Source organism: Acinetobacter pengchengensis (assembly GCF_982235305.1).
Window position 1 is genome coordinate 2,140,804 of sequence record NZ_CEVATJ010000001.1, and the last position, 15,804, is coordinate 2,156,607.

Genomic DNA, 15,804 nt, shown 5'->3' on the forward strand with positions numbered 1-15,804 from the left:
ATTTCTCTCCCACCTTACAGCGATACATCAATATCAAAAATATCACTGATTTCTTCTGCAAGTGCGCTATGTTCAGCTTGCAGTTGATTGATCATCAAATCTGGATCATTTTTTAAATGTAGACTTAAAGACTCAACCTGATAGCGATATAAACGAATGGCTGCCCATGGAGTCATTAACCCCAAACTCAGAACTTTCACAATCCAATTGGTCACCACAATCCAAGTATAGTGCCACTGCCCGCAATCGGTCTGAAATTCACTACCACTGATACTGGTATTGTTCCATGTAGTGATAAAAATTCGCGCCGACATCAGCGGCCAAATTAAAAACAACCCCAGCAGATAAACCGCTAAAAACAACCAAAGCAACTGTGCAGGATTTCGACTTAACTGTCCTGACAAAGCCAAAATCATCCCCACAGCAAGCAAAATACCAAAGAATAAGAAAATAGGTATATACATCGCGCGCATAAAAGCAGGCCAGTCAGCTTTTAATTTAAATTTAAGCTGTCCTGCATATAAATGGTCTAGGCAATAACGCTTATACATCCACACCAATACAGGAAAAAACAAGCCTAAAGTAAACAGATTAATCACGATACATTTTAAAAATACCCAGTAGGCTTCTTTGTTGCTACCTGAAAAATAAAAACGCGCATTACCAAATTTACTATTTCGCGCCTTGAAACGAAGGGTCGCTCGAATCAACCACGGCACAACTAAATATAAAGTCACCACGCCAATGAGCATGGCTTTGACTGAATAATTGGAAATCACCGAGATCGCAACATAAATTCCAATGGCAATTAAACGCCCTAATAAAATTTTATGTGGGATGCCCGTGAAATCAAAACGGCGTTTGTTTAATTCGGTATTGCCATAAAAATAGCGCAAACGACGTACTTTTGCCCACGGTGCATATAGCCCGAAGGTTACAATCATCAATAAAATATTGACAATCCAAATGCCAAAATACTCTGAGGCGCTACCATGAAACTGAAAATGATGAATCCGTCCAAGTAATGGATTCAGCGCAGGCGGCGTTGTAGGCTCCGCTGGAAAAAACGGGGAAGATGACGGTGTTTGTTGTGGTAAATCCCATTCTGAATTGTGCATGTGATGCCTTAGTTATTTTATTGTGCAGTCGTTCTTTTACCTAGACACTCAAACCCAAATGAGCAATCTTTCTAATTGGTAAAAAAACAAGTGTTCACCATTCTATTAAAAACTAAACAACGTGCCTAGAAAAGTTTAAAAATCAATGTGTAAAATTGATTGCTTGGCTTAGTCTGCTTGCAATTGCACCACATGGAATTGTAAATGCTGATCTATAAAGCTTTGAATGAAATAATAGCCATGATCATAGCCCGCATGTTCACGCAAACTCAATTTTTGCCCAACTGCATCGCAAGCTTGCTGAAATAATGCAGGATTGAGCTGACTGTAGAATTGATCTTTCAATCCCTGATCAATCAAAATTTCACTGAACAATGCACCTTTGGCCTGCACCAAAGCAGTCGCATCGTGCTGTAACCATAGTTGTTGATCTGAGCCTAAATAATTAGAAAACGCTTTTTCACCCCACGGGCATTGGGTTGGTGCACAAATCGGAGCAAAAGCAGACACGGACTTAAATTTTTCAGGATATTTAAACGCGAGGGTCAATGCACCATGACCACCCATACTGTGCCCCATGATACCCACTTGCTGTGGCTGAATTGGGAACTGTTGTCGTACCAATTGATAAAGCTCATCGGCTACAAAAGTTTCCATTTGATAATGTGCCGCCCACGGTGCTTGTGTGGCATTGATATAGAAACCTGCACCCTGTCCAATATCCCAATGGTCACCTTTAGCAACAGCTTCACCACGTGGTGAAGTATCTGGACTAATCAAAATTAGTCCCAATTGCGCTGCCATGTGCTGTGCATGTGCTTTAATCGCAAAAGTTTCTTCGTTACAGGTTAAACCTGCCAAATAAAATACCGCAGGACAAGCCTGTCCCGCCAAAGCTTGTTCGGGCAAAAAAATGCCAAACTGAGTTTCAGTCTGTAAAGCATTAGAATGAAAACGATAAATCCGTTGCTCACCCTCAAAACAGCGGTTGTTCTGAATTAACTCCATCACCCTCTCCTCTTTGGCTTATTGAACAGATTGCGCACTCAATTGAATTTCTGCCGATGTTGCAACACTTTTTTGTGGAAACAAACGCTGCTCTAATTGTGGCAGCATCAATTCCATATTTTTACCTATCGCCCATTGCGGCTCTGAAGGCTCAAAACCTTGCGCTTGCTCCCATTTGGCCACAGTCACTTTGGCTTCATTAAAGGCATTGGCAAATGAATTTTGTTCACGCATGGCCTGATCAAAAAAGGCACGACCAAAATAAGTATAGTCAGCTTCGTTTGAACAACCAAACGACTCACGATCTGCTGCCGATGCAGTAATTACCAAGGTATTATCATCTTGCAAGGCGGATACAAAGCTACCTGAATAACAGGCTGAAATAACGATCACACGCCAGCGAATACCCGATTTATCCAAAGTATCACGCAGCCATTTCGGATCGACCTGATTTAAGTCAAGTGGTGCATTTTCAATTTCAAAATGGTCTTTTAAACCATGTGAGGTCATATATAAAAATAGCACATCACTTTCACGGTTCATGCGTTGCCCCATACGGCGCAGCGCCAATTCAATACTGGTTTGTGAGGCAATTGGAATTACATTGCGGGTCATTGGGTTATTAATGAGCACCATCGAACGCCCAAAAGTACCAAAACGGGTATCAAACTGTTCACGAATCCGCTCAATTTCAGACATAAATACGTCTTGATAGCTCGCCCCTGCAACCCCTAAAAAGTACCAATGCGATTGGGCAAATTCCCCATATTGAATACTGTCTAAAGCTTTATTCAGTACACGGCTTTGTGCATAAAAAGCTTCTTCGCTTAAACTTGGTGGAACTTCTTCTACTTTCCAAATGGGCTGACTTTTCACTGACATCTGCCAAACCACCAAAGTGAATAAGGTCGCCAAAACAATCAGTGCCCTTTCCCACCACGGCCAATGCAGCTCACGTGAAAACACCCACACCACGGCCAAGCTTTGCCAAACAAAAAGCACCATAAAAATGATAGGCAAATAGTCATACAACACATACGGCAAGACATCCATCATGCCCATGTATTGAATCAAGCTTTGTAATAAAGCAACGTGAGTATCTAATACTAGCCACAACAAAGCAGGGACTAACAATAAGCGCGGGTTATTGACACGCTGAGAAAGAATAATTCCGACAATTAAGGCAATAAACGGCCACAAGGCATAACTGACCAAACCCTGTGGGTTAAATTCACTCACTTCTCCCGCCACCAACCAACTGAATAAGGTATTGGCAAGACCGCCTAAAATCCCCCAAAAAATCAGTTGTAAGATAGATGGACGAATAATTTGCAAAGAGCGTCGCGAACCCAAAAATAACCAAACGCCCGCGGCTTGGTTGCTTTTAAAATCGTGCCAAAAATTAATGGAGGGTTTGAAGTCAATCATAGGATTCTGTTAATCGCAGCTCGCGTTTCCACACTCCAAGTTTATGCTTGTCGTCGTAATTATCAATTGTTAATTTTAACTATATAACAAATCTTTGTGCATTATAGAAGCATTGAATGCCTTGCCACTGCTTTAGTGGTAGAAATCTACCCGTTGTTCAAATTTGCTTGGAAATAAGCATCAAATCTGCATGCATCACCATGCCATTGATGTGTAGTTTCCTGCCCCGCCAAAAATACTGCCAAACGTGGACGCTTCACTACAACACGTTTGGCAATTTGCTGTGCTAAGCCTAATAAATGATCACCTAAATCCATTTCACCATCTTCAGGTAACAACAAATGTAATAACTGCATTTGTTTTTTGACTTGAGCCTGCTTTTTCTGTGTCTGTTGATGTTGATCTCTCTGCGGAAACATCGGGTCTAAATACACCACATCAACAATTTTTCCCCGCGCTGCGCAGTTGCGTAAATAATCTGCTGAATCTGTAAAAACCAACTGGATACGTGCAACAACACGTGCCAAGAAAGGATCATCTTCAGCTTGGCGTTTAGCATCTTCCAACAAAGTAAAAAGAATAGGATGACGCTCCAACAACGTGACCTGAGCACCCAAATATGCCATAAGCAAGCTGTCGTGTCCTAGTCCTGCCGTAGCATCAATCAGGCTTGGTTTTTCCGACAAATTACAGGCACGAGCAATCATTTCTGATTTTAAAGAGGCACGCTTTAGCCGTCCAATTTCAGCTTTCCAATCGGGTTGCATTTTCATGCCATTGGCACACAACCACAGCCCTTCAGCATCTACACACAATGCCAATTCAGGGTTCAAACGCAAAAAACGCGCATTCAGTTTTTCTACTGTTTCAATGCGCGTTTGCACGCCTCTAGACAAAAGCACAGCAGAATAATGCTGTGCTTGAGTGAGCCACTCGGCTTCTATGTATAAGCGAAGTTCGCTTACCATAGTTTCCAGCCTGTGAATGCGAACAATAAAATGATTAAACCTGAAGCAATGCGATACCAAGCAAAAATCATAAAATCTCGCTTAGCCACATACGCCACCAAGGCACGGATTAGCAAGAGCGCCGATACAAAAGAAACGATGATCCCGAAACTGAGCACCGTCCAATCTTCTGTGGTTTGGAATACATCATAGCTTTGGTACAAGTCGAGTAAGCCTGCGCCAATAATGACAGGAATACCCAAAAAGAAAGAAAATTCAGTGGCGGCTTTACGCGAAACACCTAAGAACATTGCACCAATAATGGTTGCCCCTGAACGCGAAGTCCCCGGAATCAGCGACAACACCTGAATCAGACCAATCCAGATAGCATCTCTATAAGTTAGGTCTTCAACTTCATGTGCACGTACTTGTGGTGGATGTTTCTCAATCCACATAATGATAAAACCGCCAATAATCAGACCAATGGCTACGGCAACATCATTAAACAATAATTCTTTTACAGTTTGTCCAAAAGTCAGTCCAATCAGAATTATTGGAATAGACGCCATAATCAGACCAAAGCCCAAGCGACGACCTTTTTCTTCGCCTGTAAACATACCTGTGGCTGCGCCCCATAAACGTGTCCAATACTCATAAATGACCGCTGCAATTGCTCCCATTTGAATGGCAATCACAAATACATCACTTTTTTCTTTGGTCCAAAAGTCCATTAGCTCTGCAGCTAGAATCAAATGTCCTGTGCTAGAAATGGGTAGAAATTCGGTAATCCCTTCTACAATACCCATAATTGCCGCTTTGAGCAGCAGTAAAAGATCCATAAATAACCCTAATTATGCCTTGCCTTGTTCTGGAATTTTTTTCCAAGCATTGTCACGTAAATAAACAGGTAATGCTTGTTCTGCGCTGACCCATTGCTGTTGCTGTGCACAGACGCGTGCAATAGTAGCAATATCTTGTGCGGTTGCACTTAAGCCCTTGTATTGTATTTGTTCTTGATCAATTAGGCCTGCACCAGAACCGACCAATTGAAAGCGTACCACTTGTGCAGCGTCGCTATAATTCAATAATTGTTCCTGATCAACCGCCTGCATAATTTCTTGTATATCTAGCTCAAAACTAGCGATATACACTTCATTCATGCGTGCATCCAACACAGCTGTAACTGCAGTTAACCCTTCAAGACGATAAGCCGCTTGCGCCAATGCCTGCAAAGTCGATACAGGAATTACAGGCACATCATGCGACCACGCCAAAGCTTGCGTAACTGCTGCATTGATTCGCACACCACTAAAAGAACCTGGGCCACGACTAAAGGCAATTGCAGTCAGGTCAGCCGTACTCATTTGAGTTTCAGCAAAGCCTTGCTCAATCATCGGTAAGATGGTTTGCGTTTGTGCTTTTGCTCGCGTATCTAATTGAAAAAAAAGTTCCTGTGTTTCATCTACAATCGAAACGGAACACTGCTCATTGGCAGTTTCCAATGCCAGCAATTTCATGCACAACCTTCAAGGAGTAAATATCAAAAATTGGCGTTATGATACTCCACTCCTGAAATTCACGCGAGGATTTACATGCCTCAGATTGCAATTCATGCGTATAAAATTCTATGCAATTAAAGCCAAAATATGCGTTTGACTGAACGATGCAAATTCTAATTTAGAGTGTGGCAGGCTCTAGGTTTACAAATTGTTGAAAATGTTCAGCATAGTGCAGCGCACTCATTTTTAAACGTGCTTCTGCAGATTCATCCAAAATCTTGACCACTTTTCCAGGAGAGCCCATCACCACAGAATTATCAGGAATCACTTTCCCTTCAGGAATTAAAGCATTGGCGCCAATAATACAGTTTTTACCAATCACCGCATGATTCAATACCACCGCATTAATACCAATCAGACTGTTATCGCCCACGGTACAACCATGTAACATCGCCTGATGTCCAATAGTCACATAATCACCAATCTGCATTTCAATGCCTGCATCAGTATGCAATACAGCATTTTCCTGAACATTGCTAAAATTACCCAATTTGATTTTACTGTTATCGGCACGTACCACAGCCCCAAACCAAATGCTAACTTTTTTCCCCAACTCAACCTGACCAATGACCGTAGCATTATCAGCTACCCAACCATCCCACGGTTGCTGCATTGCTTGAGGCGCATATCCTTTAAATTTATACAACATAGTTCCTTTCTATCCTCACATCAAAATTTTTTCTATTTGTTAAATGTTGGTGAATTTAACAAAAACGGCCATTCTTTACGATAATCCAAACCATATTCAAATAAAGATACTAACATCCGCGCTGTTAACCCCCAAACTACTTCATCTTCGATCTGCATGCTCGGAAAATATAATTTTTGTTGTGCAAAGCTCACTTCATACGGCATCGGTGGCGCTTCCATTAAATGCTGTAAAGAAGCAAAAAAGATCCGATCAATTTCTGAAGGTTGTGGAATTAGTTCTACTTTTGGGGGAATCAGCCCCACCACAGGTTTAACCAACATCCCATTACGAGCTTTTTGCATTGGCAAATCACCAATCAACTGCACTTCAAATGGATTTAATGCGGTTTCCTCCTGCGCTTCACGCAATGCCACCACAATATTACTGGTATCTTGCGGATCGCGTTTGCCACCTGGAAAAGACACCTCACCCGCATGATTGTTGAGTAAGGTAGAGCGGCGTGTGAGCAACACCTTAGGATCAGACTCGTCGGTAATAGCAATCAACACCGCTGCATGCGCTTCCATGAACGTTTTAGAAAAGCGCAAACGTTGCTGTAACAGATGCGTGAGCGAATGATCAATCATGCCTTATAACTCTCCTTGTCTAAGTTTTCATCATAGCTGAAATAGCTAGGCAATAGATAGAGAGGATGCCAAAGTTGAAATTTTCAGTTATTCTGAGAACTCCCTTTAACAATGACGATCACTATGAACTTTTGTGGAAATTGTGGGCAAAAAACAACAACGAAAATTCCGCTTGGCGATCAGCAATTACGTCAAGTCTGTAGCGCATGTGGCAACATTCACTACGTCAATCCAAAAGTCATTTGTGGTGCATTGGTGGTTTGGGAAAATAAAGTATTATTGTGTCGTCGTGCAATTGAACCGCGCTATGGTTTGTGGACTTTACCTGCAGGCTACATGGAAATGTTTGAAACTATGGAGCAAGGTTCTGCTCGTGAAACCCGCGAAGAAGCCGAAGCTGAAATTGAAATCGAACAACTTTACTGTATGTATAACATTCCTCGGATTGGGCAAATTTATGTGCTATTCAAAGCTCAATTGTTGAATGGTCAATTTGGTGCAGGTGAAGAAACCATCGAATCACGTTTGTTTAGTGAAGATGAGATTCCCTGGTCTGAATTGGCGTTTCCAAGTGTAGAACGTACTTTACAGCACTACTTTACAGACCGAAAAAACAATCATTTCACGATTCATTTAGAAACCTTAGGTTCACGTACCGATCATACGGGTTAACCCCATATGATATTCATTTAAACCAACCTGAAATCTGAATAAAAATAGCCCACTCTCACAGTGGGCTTTTGTCAACTCATATCAGCTAAAATGAATGCTAAATACGCACTCTATTTGGGTTATAACACTCAGCAACATCTAGACTTACCGCTCCACCCTGGGCTTTCACCAAAGCTTTATCTGCATCAGTTGCTAAAGTTGGGTTCTGAGCCACGTAGGTTGCAAGTTGTGCATGATAAATATTGCTCCACTTCACTGTTGCGCCATTAAAATCTGACAAAGTAATACGTGTGGAGTTGGCTGCAACTAAATTGCCTATATTGGCGCGTGCACCACCCACCACTTGACCAACCCCACCTTCGACAGCTTCAATTTTGGTGTTCAAACCAATGACTGCGCCATCAAGTTTATGAAATTTTGGATTGGCTAAAATCATACGCAAAGTGACTGCTTTATTGTCGATATCGGTTGCACCTAACACACCAATACGGTATTGCTGCACACCATTTGTATCCACATATTCAGCACCAGTCTGACTAATTTCAGCACATTGACCTGACATATCGGTTGCTGTGGCATTTGGTGCTATATCTGCCCAAGTTTAGTAAATTTTTTCATCTTGTTACTCTCCCGAGAGTATTATTTTTTTGGTTTTACCACTCAGTGCCAATGATTGTTTTTTTATTTGATGAGGACAACACTGACACACATTCCTTGAGCAGCCGGTTTGCACGTACAAAGGTATATCTGAGTTATTTTTTGTTCAACTGCTGTTGGTCGCAATCCACATCTTACCGACAAACGGTTATTTACTTTTTATGTGCTGTAATCATGTAAAATAGCCTTTTTAAATCTCTCAGCTGTTTACACTTTATGTCCTATCCTAATCATTTTAAAAAATTATTCTGTGAACCTGAATGCGAGGCTGCAAAAATTCTGCAAGCTTTGGCAGCACTTTCACATTGTATTTATTTGCAAAATAATGGAAAGGCACGTATTGCATTTTTGGCTGAATGCTATTGTGTGGAACAAAACCATCAACATTTTTACTTTCAAAAAACAGCATTGAATCAATACGAATTAAGTTCAACTCAATTAGATTTAACAGCTCATCTCGGTGCTTCAAATGATACAAACACTGCCCCATTTTGCAGTTTAATGGGTTTTATTTCGTATGATGCAGCAGCACAGCAACACATCGATATGCAATCCCGCGCCCAGCCAAGTGCTTTTTTAGGTCAATTTAAAAGCTATTTACAGCAAGAACCAGATGGCTGGTATTTTTATAGTTCAGACGACAATCCAACACAAACTTTTGATTTTATTTTTAATTTATATACCCAATCAGCCGTAGTTGAACAGTTTGAATTAAGCCAAAAGTGTCAAGCACGCTGGAATTTCACAGATTACCAACGTGCCTTTCAGCGTGTTCAAGACTATATAGTCGCTGGAGATTGTTATCAAATTAATCTTACGCAAGAGTTTAGCGCTGAGGCTCAAGGTCCACTTTTAGCAACTGCTGCTCAGTTTTGGCAACTGACCAATGCACCTTATGCAGGTTATTTACGTATTGGTGATTTTGAAATTTTAAGTTGTTCGCCCGAACTCTTTATTAATTTTGAGGAAAATCGAAAAATTACCACAAAACCAATTAAAGGCACGATGCCACGCTATGATGATCCTGAATTAGACCGACAATCGAAACAACAATTAAGCGAATCTGAAAAAGATCAGGCCGAAAATGTGATGATTGTAGATTTATTACGTAATGATTTAAGTGTTTATGCCGAAACTGGCAGCGTCAAAACGCCAAAGTTATTCAATATTGAGTCTTTTAATCAAGTGCATCACATGGTCAGTGAAGTTACTGCAACACTAAAAGCAGAAATGAATCCTTTTGCTGTATTGATGTCTGCCTTGCCAGGTGGCTCAATTACAGGTGCACCAAAAATTCGTGCCATGCAAATTATAGATGAACTAGAAGGTGCAGCACGTGGCGCCTATTGCGGCTCTATGGGTTATTTTGATGCAGATGGAACGGGTTCCTGGAATATTTTGATCCGTTCTATTCAAAAATATCAGCAAGATGTTTCATTATGGGCAGGTGGCGGAGTCACGATTGCATCTGTATGTGAAGCAGAATATCAAGAATGTTTTGACAAAGTTTCAGCCATGTTGGATTTATTGAATCGTTGGTATAAACCTGTGCTATAGCATGAAGTAAAAACAAAAAAAGCGAGTGAATTCAAAACTTCACTCGCTACTATTATATTTTGATTATTAGACCAAAATCTCGTGTTTTAAAGTTTCGACTAAGCGTTGATTTTGCTCATCAGTACCAATCGTAATGCGCAAATATTGATTGATACGTGGTTTATTAAAATAACGCACAATAATACCGCGTTCACGTAATGCTGTAGCTAATTCACCTGCATCCCGTTGAGGATGTGATGTAAAAATAAAGTTAGCGTGTGATGGCAATACCTTAAAGCCCAAGGTGATTAAATCCGTCACCAATTTCTCACGGCTAGCAATAACTTTTTGGCATTGCGCTTCAAAATACGCCTGATCTTGAAAAGATGCCACCGCGGCTGCAATGGCAAAACGATCCATTGGATAGGAGTTAAAACTATTTTTTACGGCTTCCAATGCGGCAATTAAATGTGGTTGTGCAATCGCAAAACCAACACGTAAACCTGCCAAAGAACGTGATTTAGAGGTGGTTTGACACACCACCAAATTCTCGTACTTTTCCACCAATTTCACTGCAGACGCTGCACCAAAATCGACATAGGCCTCATCAATCACCACCACTGAATTTGGATTGGCCTTTAAAATTTCTTCAATAGCGCTTAAACCTAAAGCAATACTGGTCGGTGCATTCGGATTGGTGATGATAATGCCGCCATTGGCTTGCTTATAGTCATTAACTACAATTTCAAAATCATCATTTAAAGGCAAAATTTTAGTTTTCACCCCAAAAAATTGACTATATACAGGGTAAAAACTATAAGTAATATCTGGATACAGTAGTGGCTGTTCCTGAACAAAAAAAGCCTTAAAAATATGTGCAAGAACTTCATCTGAACCGTTGCCAACAAAGACATTTTCCACCGCTACATTTTGCTGTTTCGCAATGGCTTGCTTAAGTTCAGACGCATCTGGGTCTGGATATAAACGCAGTGCATCAGCTGAATTTTCTAAAACCTTTTGCACCGCTCCCACCACTTTAGGTGAAGGTGGATACGGGTTTTCATTGGTGTTCAATTTTAATAAATTTTGGATTTTTGGCTGCTCACCCGGTACATAAGGTTCTAGCTCACGTACTTCAGGGCTCCAAAAACGCATTTTTTCTGCTGTGATATTCATTTTATATTCTCGTTCATGCACTCAACTTACTTTCGCGTAAGCCTTCTCTTTTCAGGAGAAGGTTGGGGTGAGGTTTTAAACCATGCCAAACTGAATTAAAGATTGCAGCCCTCATCCTTTTGTGAAGTCATACTTTTCCCTCAAAGGGATAAGGAGCTTTAAATGAGAGTTTTTTAAATTAATTACTGATAACGATAGCGTGCTGATCTTGCATGTGCATCAAGATTTTCCTGCTGCGCTAAAATATCAGCGGTTTTCGCTAAGCTTTTCACACCCTCAGCTGAACACATAATCAGACTTGAGCGTTTTTGGAAATCATAAACACCCAATGGTGATGAAAAACGTGCCGTCCCCGACGTTGGCAAAACGTGGTTTGGTCCTGCACAATAATCACCAATCGCTTCTGGTGTATAGCGCCCCATAAAGATCGCACCCGCATGACGAATTTCTTCTGCCATTACTTGAGGATTATCCATACACAATTCCAAGTGTTCTGGCGCCACTTGGTTAATCAATTCAATGGCTTCGTGACGATCTTTCACTAATACCAATGCACCACGATTTGCAATAGAGGTGCGAGCTATTTCAGCTTTAGGCAAATTTGCCAAGTGCTGTTCAATCGCTTGTTCAACCTGATTTAGCAATTGCTCATCTGGTGTCATAAAAATAGATTGTGCAACAGTGTCGTGTTCGGCTTGAGAAAGCAAGTCCATGGCCAACCATTCTGGATTATTCTCACCTTCGGCATAAACCAAAATTTCGGATGGTCCTGCAATCATATCAATGCCAACCTGACCAAACACAGCACGTTTTGCAGCTGCTACAAAGCGGTTACCCGGCCCCGTGATTTTATCTACCGAGGGGATAGTTTCTGTACCATAAGCCAATGCAGCAACGGCTTGCGCGCCGCCAATGGTAAATACACGAGTCACCCCTGCCAAATATGCAGCGGCCAAAACCAATGGATTGAGTTCACCATTCGGTGCAGGCACAACCATAATAATTTCAGGCACACCAGCAACATGCGCAGGTACAGCATTCATAAGCACTGAAGATGGATAAGACGCCAAACCACCTGGCACATAAATACCCACACGGTCTAATGGTGTGACTTTTTGTCCGAGTGTATTGCCCAAAGCATCAACATAACTCCATCCATCCTGTTTTTGCGCTTGGTGAAATTCACGAATACGTACAGCAGCCAATTCCAATGCCTCACGAACTTCGCGCTCTAAAGCATCAAATGCGGCTTTCAGCTGTTCCTGACTTAACTCAAGTTCTGAAAATTGATGCGCTGGATGTCGATCGAACTGTTGAGTGAGTTTAAGAACCTGAGCATCACCATGCTGACGTACATCAGCAATAATTTGATCTACAGTTTTTAAAAGTTCAGGATCACTGACAGTTTCAAAAGCCAACAAGTCCGCAAAAGCTTGTTTAAAGCTTTGATCTTGAGTCGATAAACGTCGCATCAATTTACCCACAAGGTTTAATAGAAAAGTTTAGTTTACCTTGTTTCTAGGGCTTTGTGGGAGTCTATACATGGTCAAAGCAGTATGTTTTGATGGAAATTCACGTTCAAAATCATTCAAGAACAGAATCATGCACGAACATAAAAAAACCGCCATTGAATGACGGTTTTTTGAGAAGGCAGGATGATGGATACAAAGTTAAGCAGATTGTTTTGCCAACTCTCGTTCTGCCACAGCTTTTTCAAGTTGTGCCAAAATTGGATTGAGCAAATCTTGCTTGCGCTTAAAACTGGCTTTATTGACAATTAAACGTGAAGATACTTTACAGATTTCTTCTAGCGGCTCTAAACCGTTGGCACGTAAAGTATTACCTGTATCAACCACATCCACAATGTAATCACCCAAACCGACCAATGGCGCTAATTCCATTGAGCCATAGAGCTTAATTACATCAACCTGCTCGCCTAAGCTGGCATAGTATTGACGGGTTAAATTCACATATTTAGTGGCTATCTTTAAGCGACCTTTTGGACGCTGCATGCCAACCTTACCAGCAGTCATTAATTTACAATTGGCAATTTTCAGATCTAGCGGCTCATATACATTTTGAGCGCCATGCTCCATCAATACATCTTTACCCGCAACCCCAATATCTGCCGCACCATTTTCAACATAAGTGGGTACATCAGAAGCACGTAAAATTAAAATACGCACTTGTTTATGTGTGGTTGGGAAAATCAACTTACGTGATTTATCTGGGTCTTCCAGTAAATTAATTCCCGCAGTTTCCAATAAAGGCAAAGTTTCTTTTAGAATTCGCCCCTTACTTAATGCCAAAGTTAAACCATGATCAAAATTGCCCATGACGTCAAAATTTGGATCATCGTTTCTCATGTCATTCATCTATTTACTCGCTTAATTTGGGCGCCTAAACCTTGTAACTTTTGTTCTACATTTTCATAACCGCGATCAATATGATAAATACGATCAATCAATGTTTCGCCTTCTGCCGCCAATGCTGCTAACACCAACGAGAAAGAGGCACGTAAATCGGTTGCCATAACAGGTGCAGCAGAAAGTTTTTCGACTCCTGTCACCACCGCATCATTACCTTCTACCTGAATATTGGCGCCCATACGTGACAACTCAGGGACATGCATAAAACGGTTTTCAAAAATAGTTTCTGAAATCGTTGCAAAACCGCGTCCAATCGCATTCACCGCCATTAACTGTGCTTGCATGTCAGTCGGAAATTCAGGATGTGGCAAAGTTCTGAAACTCACAGCCTTAGGACGCTTGCCCATCATATCCAGTTCAATCCAGTCATCGCCACGTGTGACTTCTGCACCCATTTCTTCAAATTTATCTAACACGGATTCTAGCAACGCAGGATCGGTATGCGTGGTTCTAATTTTACCACCTGTAATTGCAGCTGCTGCCAAATAAGAACCTGTTTCGATACGGTCGGCAACCACGGAATACTCACAACCATACAAATGTTCAACGCCTGTGACCACTAAAGTATCGGTGTCTAAACCTTCAATTTTAGCGCCCATTTTAATGAGCATTTGTGCAAGGTCAGTAATTTCAGGTTCACGTGCAGCATTACGAATGGTAGTCACACCTTCTGCCAATACGGCCGCCATGAGAATATTTTCTGTACCGCCAACAGTGACCATATCAAAGACCACTTCACCACCTTTAAGGCGACCATTGACTTTGGCATTTACATAGCCATTTTCAACTTCAATTTCTGCGCCTAAAGCTTCAAGTGCTTTAAGATGCTGATCGACAGGACGAGAACCAATTGCACAGCCACCAGGTAAAGATACTTTTGCACTACCATAGCGCGCGACTAATGGGCCAAGCACCAAAATAGAAGCACGCATGGTTTTTACCAACTCATAAGGTGCAAATTGGTTATCCAATGTTGAGGTATCCGCAATGACAGTATCGCCCTCATAAGACATTTTAATGCCCAAGCCTGCGATCAACTTCACCAAGGTATTTACATCTTTTAAATTTGGAACATTTTTCAATGTTATTGGTGTTTCTGCAAGAATCATTGCAGCAAGAAGTGGCAAGGCTGCATTTTTCGCACCAGAAATGCGCACTTCACCTTCGAGCTTATTACCGCCCTGAATTAAAAATTTATCCATTAAATTATTAAGCTCCAAATAAGCTTGCTTTACGCCATTCTTCTTGTGTCATTGCACGAATTGTAACCGCATGAACTTCACCGCTGGCAATATAGCTATTCAATGGTGCATACACTGCTTGTTGACGAGCAACAGGACGCTTACCTTCAAACTGATTATCTACAATACGAAGATCAAACTTGCCGCCTTGCCCACTTACAGCAACTTCAGCCTCTGGAAAAGCAGCTTTTAAAATTTCAGTGAGCTGTTCACTATTCATCACAAAGACCTCTTATAGGACCAACGGTGTAAAAACCTGTCATTTTACTATAAATAGAAAAAATAATTCATTAATCCTATACATTATCGCAATAAAAAAGAGGTTTATCCAAAACCTCTTTTTAAATCACATTTTGATTAGATTGCTAATGGCTGATAATCCAGCTGCATCTTCCGATGTTTCTCTAACTGCCGTTTTAATTTTTCTGTCATCATCTTAATTGAAGTATACATATCATCAGCGCTGGCCTGCGCAAAAAGCTCCGTTCCAGGTAAACGAATAATCGCTTCTGCAATATGATTGGCGCTGCCTTTTTTAGAATGTTTATCGATTTGATGATCTTTACTTAATTTCACCTGCATACTATTGACCTGATCCAGATGTTTGGTCATTTGTGCAAATTTAAGTCGAATATTTTCTTCAATTGCAGGGGTGATAGCTAAGTGATGTCCACGAATTGTTATTTGCATAGTTCTATCCCTCACCTTCATTAGGATTAGGAAGGCATAGTTCACATGATTGATTGCCAAATAAC

Annotated in this window: 17 protein-coding genes; 2 read left to right on the forward strand and 15 right to left on the reverse strand. The window is 41.1% G+C overall.

Annotation, left to right across the window (positions count from 1 at the left end):
- Window positions 1-14: 14 nt before the first annotated feature.
- The 8 genes from AC0T5Z_RS10410 to AC0T5Z_RS10445 all read right to left on the reverse strand — a co-directional run bounded on the left by AC0T5Z_RS10410 (window position 15) and on the right by AC0T5Z_RS10445 (window position 7,338).
- Window positions 15-1,118 (reverse strand): YjgN family protein, encoded by a 1,104-nt coding sequence (locus AC0T5Z_RS10410; RefSeq protein ID WP_435337351.1) that lies wholly within the window; start codon window positions 1,116-1,118, stop codon window positions 15-17.
- A gap of 168 nt (window positions 1,119-1,286) precedes the next feature.
- Entirely contained in the window at window positions 1,287-2,126 is an 840-nt protein-coding gene (fghA, locus tag AC0T5Z_RS10415; protein ID WP_291341107.1) for an S-formylglutathione hydrolase, read from the reverse strand.
- An 18-nt stretch (window positions 2,127-2,144) separates the two neighbouring features.
- Entirely contained in the window at window positions 2,145-3,554 is a 1,410-nt protein-coding gene (locus AC0T5Z_RS10420; protein ID WP_435337350.1) for a C13 family peptidase, read from the reverse strand.
- Between the two features lie 146 nt (window positions 3,555-3,700).
- On the reverse strand, window positions 3,701-4,522 hold the full coding sequence (locus tag AC0T5Z_RS10425) for a class I SAM-dependent methyltransferase (RefSeq protein ID WP_435337349.1): 822 nt from the start codon (window positions 4,520-4,522) through the stop codon (window positions 3,701-3,703).
- Window positions 4,516-5,340, reverse strand: coding sequence for an undecaprenyl-diphosphate phosphatase (locus tag AC0T5Z_RS10430; protein ID WP_104852431.1), 825 nt, complete (start codon window positions 5,338-5,340; stop codon window positions 4,516-4,518). Before AC0T5Z_RS10430 ends, AC0T5Z_RS10425 begins: the two co-directional genes overlap by 7 nt.
- Before the next feature lie 12 nt (window positions 5,341-5,352).
- On the reverse strand, window positions 5,353-6,018 hold the full coding sequence (gene tsaB / locus AC0T5Z_RS10435; protein WP_291341112.1) for a tRNA (adenosine(37)-N6)-threonylcarbamoyltransferase complex dimerization subunit type 1 TsaB: 666 nt from the start codon (window positions 6,016-6,018) through the stop codon (window positions 5,353-5,355).
- Between the two features lie 160 nt (window positions 6,019-6,178).
- Window positions 6,179-6,709 (reverse strand): gamma carbonic anhydrase family protein, encoded by a 531-nt coding sequence (locus AC0T5Z_RS10440; RefSeq protein ID WP_291341113.1) that lies wholly within the window; start codon window positions 6,707-6,709, stop codon window positions 6,179-6,181.
- 32 nt (window positions 6,710-6,741) lie between these two features.
- On the reverse strand, window positions 6,742-7,338 hold the full coding sequence (locus AC0T5Z_RS10445; protein WP_136143983.1) for a CoA pyrophosphatase: 597 nt from the start codon (window positions 7,336-7,338) through the stop codon (window positions 6,742-6,744).
- Window positions 7,339-7,461: 123 nt separating this feature from the next.
- Between AC0T5Z_RS10445 and AC0T5Z_RS10450 the strand changes: the two genes are divergently transcribed.
- Window positions 7,462-8,010: an NUDIX hydrolase gene (locus AC0T5Z_RS10450; protein WP_291341116.1), complete on the forward strand. Its 549-nt coding sequence runs from the start codon at window positions 7,462-7,464 to the stop codon at window positions 8,008-8,010.
- 97 nt (window positions 8,011-8,107) lie between these two features.
- Here AC0T5Z_RS10450 and AC0T5Z_RS10455 read toward each other — a convergent pair whose 3' ends face one another.
- Window positions 8,108-8,572, reverse strand: a complete 465-nt coding sequence (locus AC0T5Z_RS10455) for a hypothetical protein (protein WP_435337348.1) — start codon at window positions 8,570-8,572, stop codon at window positions 8,108-8,110.
- 311 nt (window positions 8,573-8,883) lie between these two features.
- Here AC0T5Z_RS10455 and pabB point away from each other — a divergent pair, with 311 nt between their 5' ends.
- Window positions 8,884-10,224 (forward strand): aminodeoxychorismate synthase component I, encoded by a 1,341-nt coding sequence (pabB, locus tag AC0T5Z_RS10460; RefSeq protein ID WP_291341128.1) that lies wholly within the window; start codon window positions 8,884-8,886, stop codon window positions 10,222-10,224.
- Between the two features lie 66 nt (window positions 10,225-10,290).
- On the opposite strand, the gene hisC is transcribed toward pabB, so the two are convergent.
- The 6 genes from hisC to hpf form a co-directional block, all read right to left on the reverse strand.
- Window positions 10,291-11,379 (reverse strand): histidinol-phosphate transaminase, encoded by a 1,089-nt coding sequence (hisC, locus tag AC0T5Z_RS10465; RefSeq protein ID WP_291341130.1) that lies wholly within the window; start codon window positions 11,377-11,379, stop codon window positions 10,291-10,293.
- A gap of 182 nt (window positions 11,380-11,561) precedes the next feature.
- Complete coding sequence (hisD, locus tag AC0T5Z_RS10470) at window positions 11,562-12,863, reverse strand: histidinol dehydrogenase (RefSeq protein WP_291341132.1); 1,302 nt, start codon at window positions 12,861-12,863, stop codon at window positions 11,562-11,564.
- Window positions 12,864-13,049: 186 nt separating this feature from the next.
- Window positions 13,050-13,754 carry an ATP phosphoribosyltransferase gene (gene hisG / locus AC0T5Z_RS10475; protein ID WP_004975201.1) on the reverse strand — a complete coding sequence of 235 codons (705 nt, stop codon included), beginning with the start codon at window positions 13,752-13,754 and terminating at the stop codon, window positions 13,050-13,052.
- On the reverse strand, window positions 13,751-15,010 hold the full coding sequence (gene murA, locus AC0T5Z_RS10480) for a UDP-N-acetylglucosamine 1-carboxyvinyltransferase (RefSeq protein ID WP_435337347.1): 1,260 nt from the start codon (window positions 15,008-15,010) through the stop codon (window positions 13,751-13,753). The genes hisG and murA overlap by 4 nt, the downstream gene beginning before the upstream one ends.
- Window positions 15,011-15,017: 7 nt before the next feature.
- Complete coding sequence (ibaG, locus tag AC0T5Z_RS10485; protein WP_004975198.1) at window positions 15,018-15,269, reverse strand: BolA family iron metabolism protein IbaG; 252 nt, start codon at window positions 15,267-15,269, stop codon at window positions 15,018-15,020.
- Window positions 15,270-15,406: 137 nt separating this feature from the next.
- Window positions 15,407-15,739, reverse strand: a complete 333-nt coding sequence (gene hpf, locus AC0T5Z_RS10490) for a ribosome hibernation-promoting factor, HPF/YfiA family (protein ID WP_004975196.1) — start codon at window positions 15,737-15,739, stop codon at window positions 15,407-15,409.
- Window positions 15,740-15,804: the final 65 nt, after the last annotated feature.

Coding starts and splice junctions, on each gene's coding strand:
- murA (WP_435337347.1), bottom strand. CDS start 15,010: ATGGATAAATTTTTAATTCAGGGCGGTAATAAGCTCGAAGGTGAAGTG.
- ibaG (WP_004975198.1), bottom strand. CDS start 15,269: ATGAATAGTGAACAGCTCACTGAAATTTTAAAAGCTGCTTTTCCAGAG.
- AC0T5Z_RS10455 (WP_435337348.1), bottom strand. CDS start 8,572: ATGTCAGGTCAATGTGCTGAAATTAGTCAGACTGGTGCTGAATATGTG.
- tsaB (WP_291341112.1), bottom strand. CDS start 6,018: ATGAAATTGCTGGCATTGGAAACTGCCAATGAGCAGTGTTCCGTTTCG.
- hpf (WP_004975196.1), bottom strand. CDS start 15,739: ATGCAAATAACAATTCGTGGACATCACTTAGCTATCACCCCTGCAATT.
- AC0T5Z_RS10445 (WP_136143983.1), bottom strand. CDS start 7,338: ATGATTGATCATTCGCTCACGCATCTGTTACAGCAACGTTTGCGCTTT.
- hisG (WP_004975201.1), bottom strand. CDS start 13,754: ATGAATGACATGAGAAACGATGATCCAAATTTTGACGTCATGGGCAAT.
- AC0T5Z_RS10410 (WP_435337351.1), bottom strand. CDS start 1,118: ATGCACAATTCAGAATGGGATTTACCACAACAAACACCGTCATCTTCC.
- AC0T5Z_RS10420 (WP_435337350.1), bottom strand. CDS start 3,554: ATGATTGACTTCAAACCCTCCATTAATTTTTGGCACGATTTTAAAAGC.
- AC0T5Z_RS10430 (WP_104852431.1), bottom strand. CDS start 5,340: ATGGATCTTTTACTGCTGCTCAAAGCGGCAATTATGGGTATTGTAGAA.
- pabB (WP_291341128.1), top strand. CDS start 8,884: ATGTCCTATCCTAATCATTTTAAAAAATTATTCTGTGAACCTGAATGC.
- AC0T5Z_RS10425 (WP_435337349.1), bottom strand. CDS start 4,522: ATGGTAAGCGAACTTCGCTTATACATAGAAGCCGAGTGGCTCACTCAA.
- hisC (WP_291341130.1), bottom strand. CDS start 11,379: ATGAATATCACAGCAGAAAAAATGCGTTTTTGGAGCCCTGAAGTACGT.
- fghA (WP_291341107.1), bottom strand. CDS start 2,126: ATGGAGTTAATTCAGAACAACCGCTGTTTTGAGGGTGAGCAACGGATT.
- AC0T5Z_RS10450 (WP_291341116.1), top strand. CDS start 7,462: ATGAACTTTTGTGGAAATTGTGGGCAAAAAACAACAACGAAAATTCCG.
- AC0T5Z_RS10440 (WP_291341113.1), bottom strand. CDS start 6,709: ATGTTGTATAAATTTAAAGGATATGCGCCTCAAGCAATGCAGCAACCG.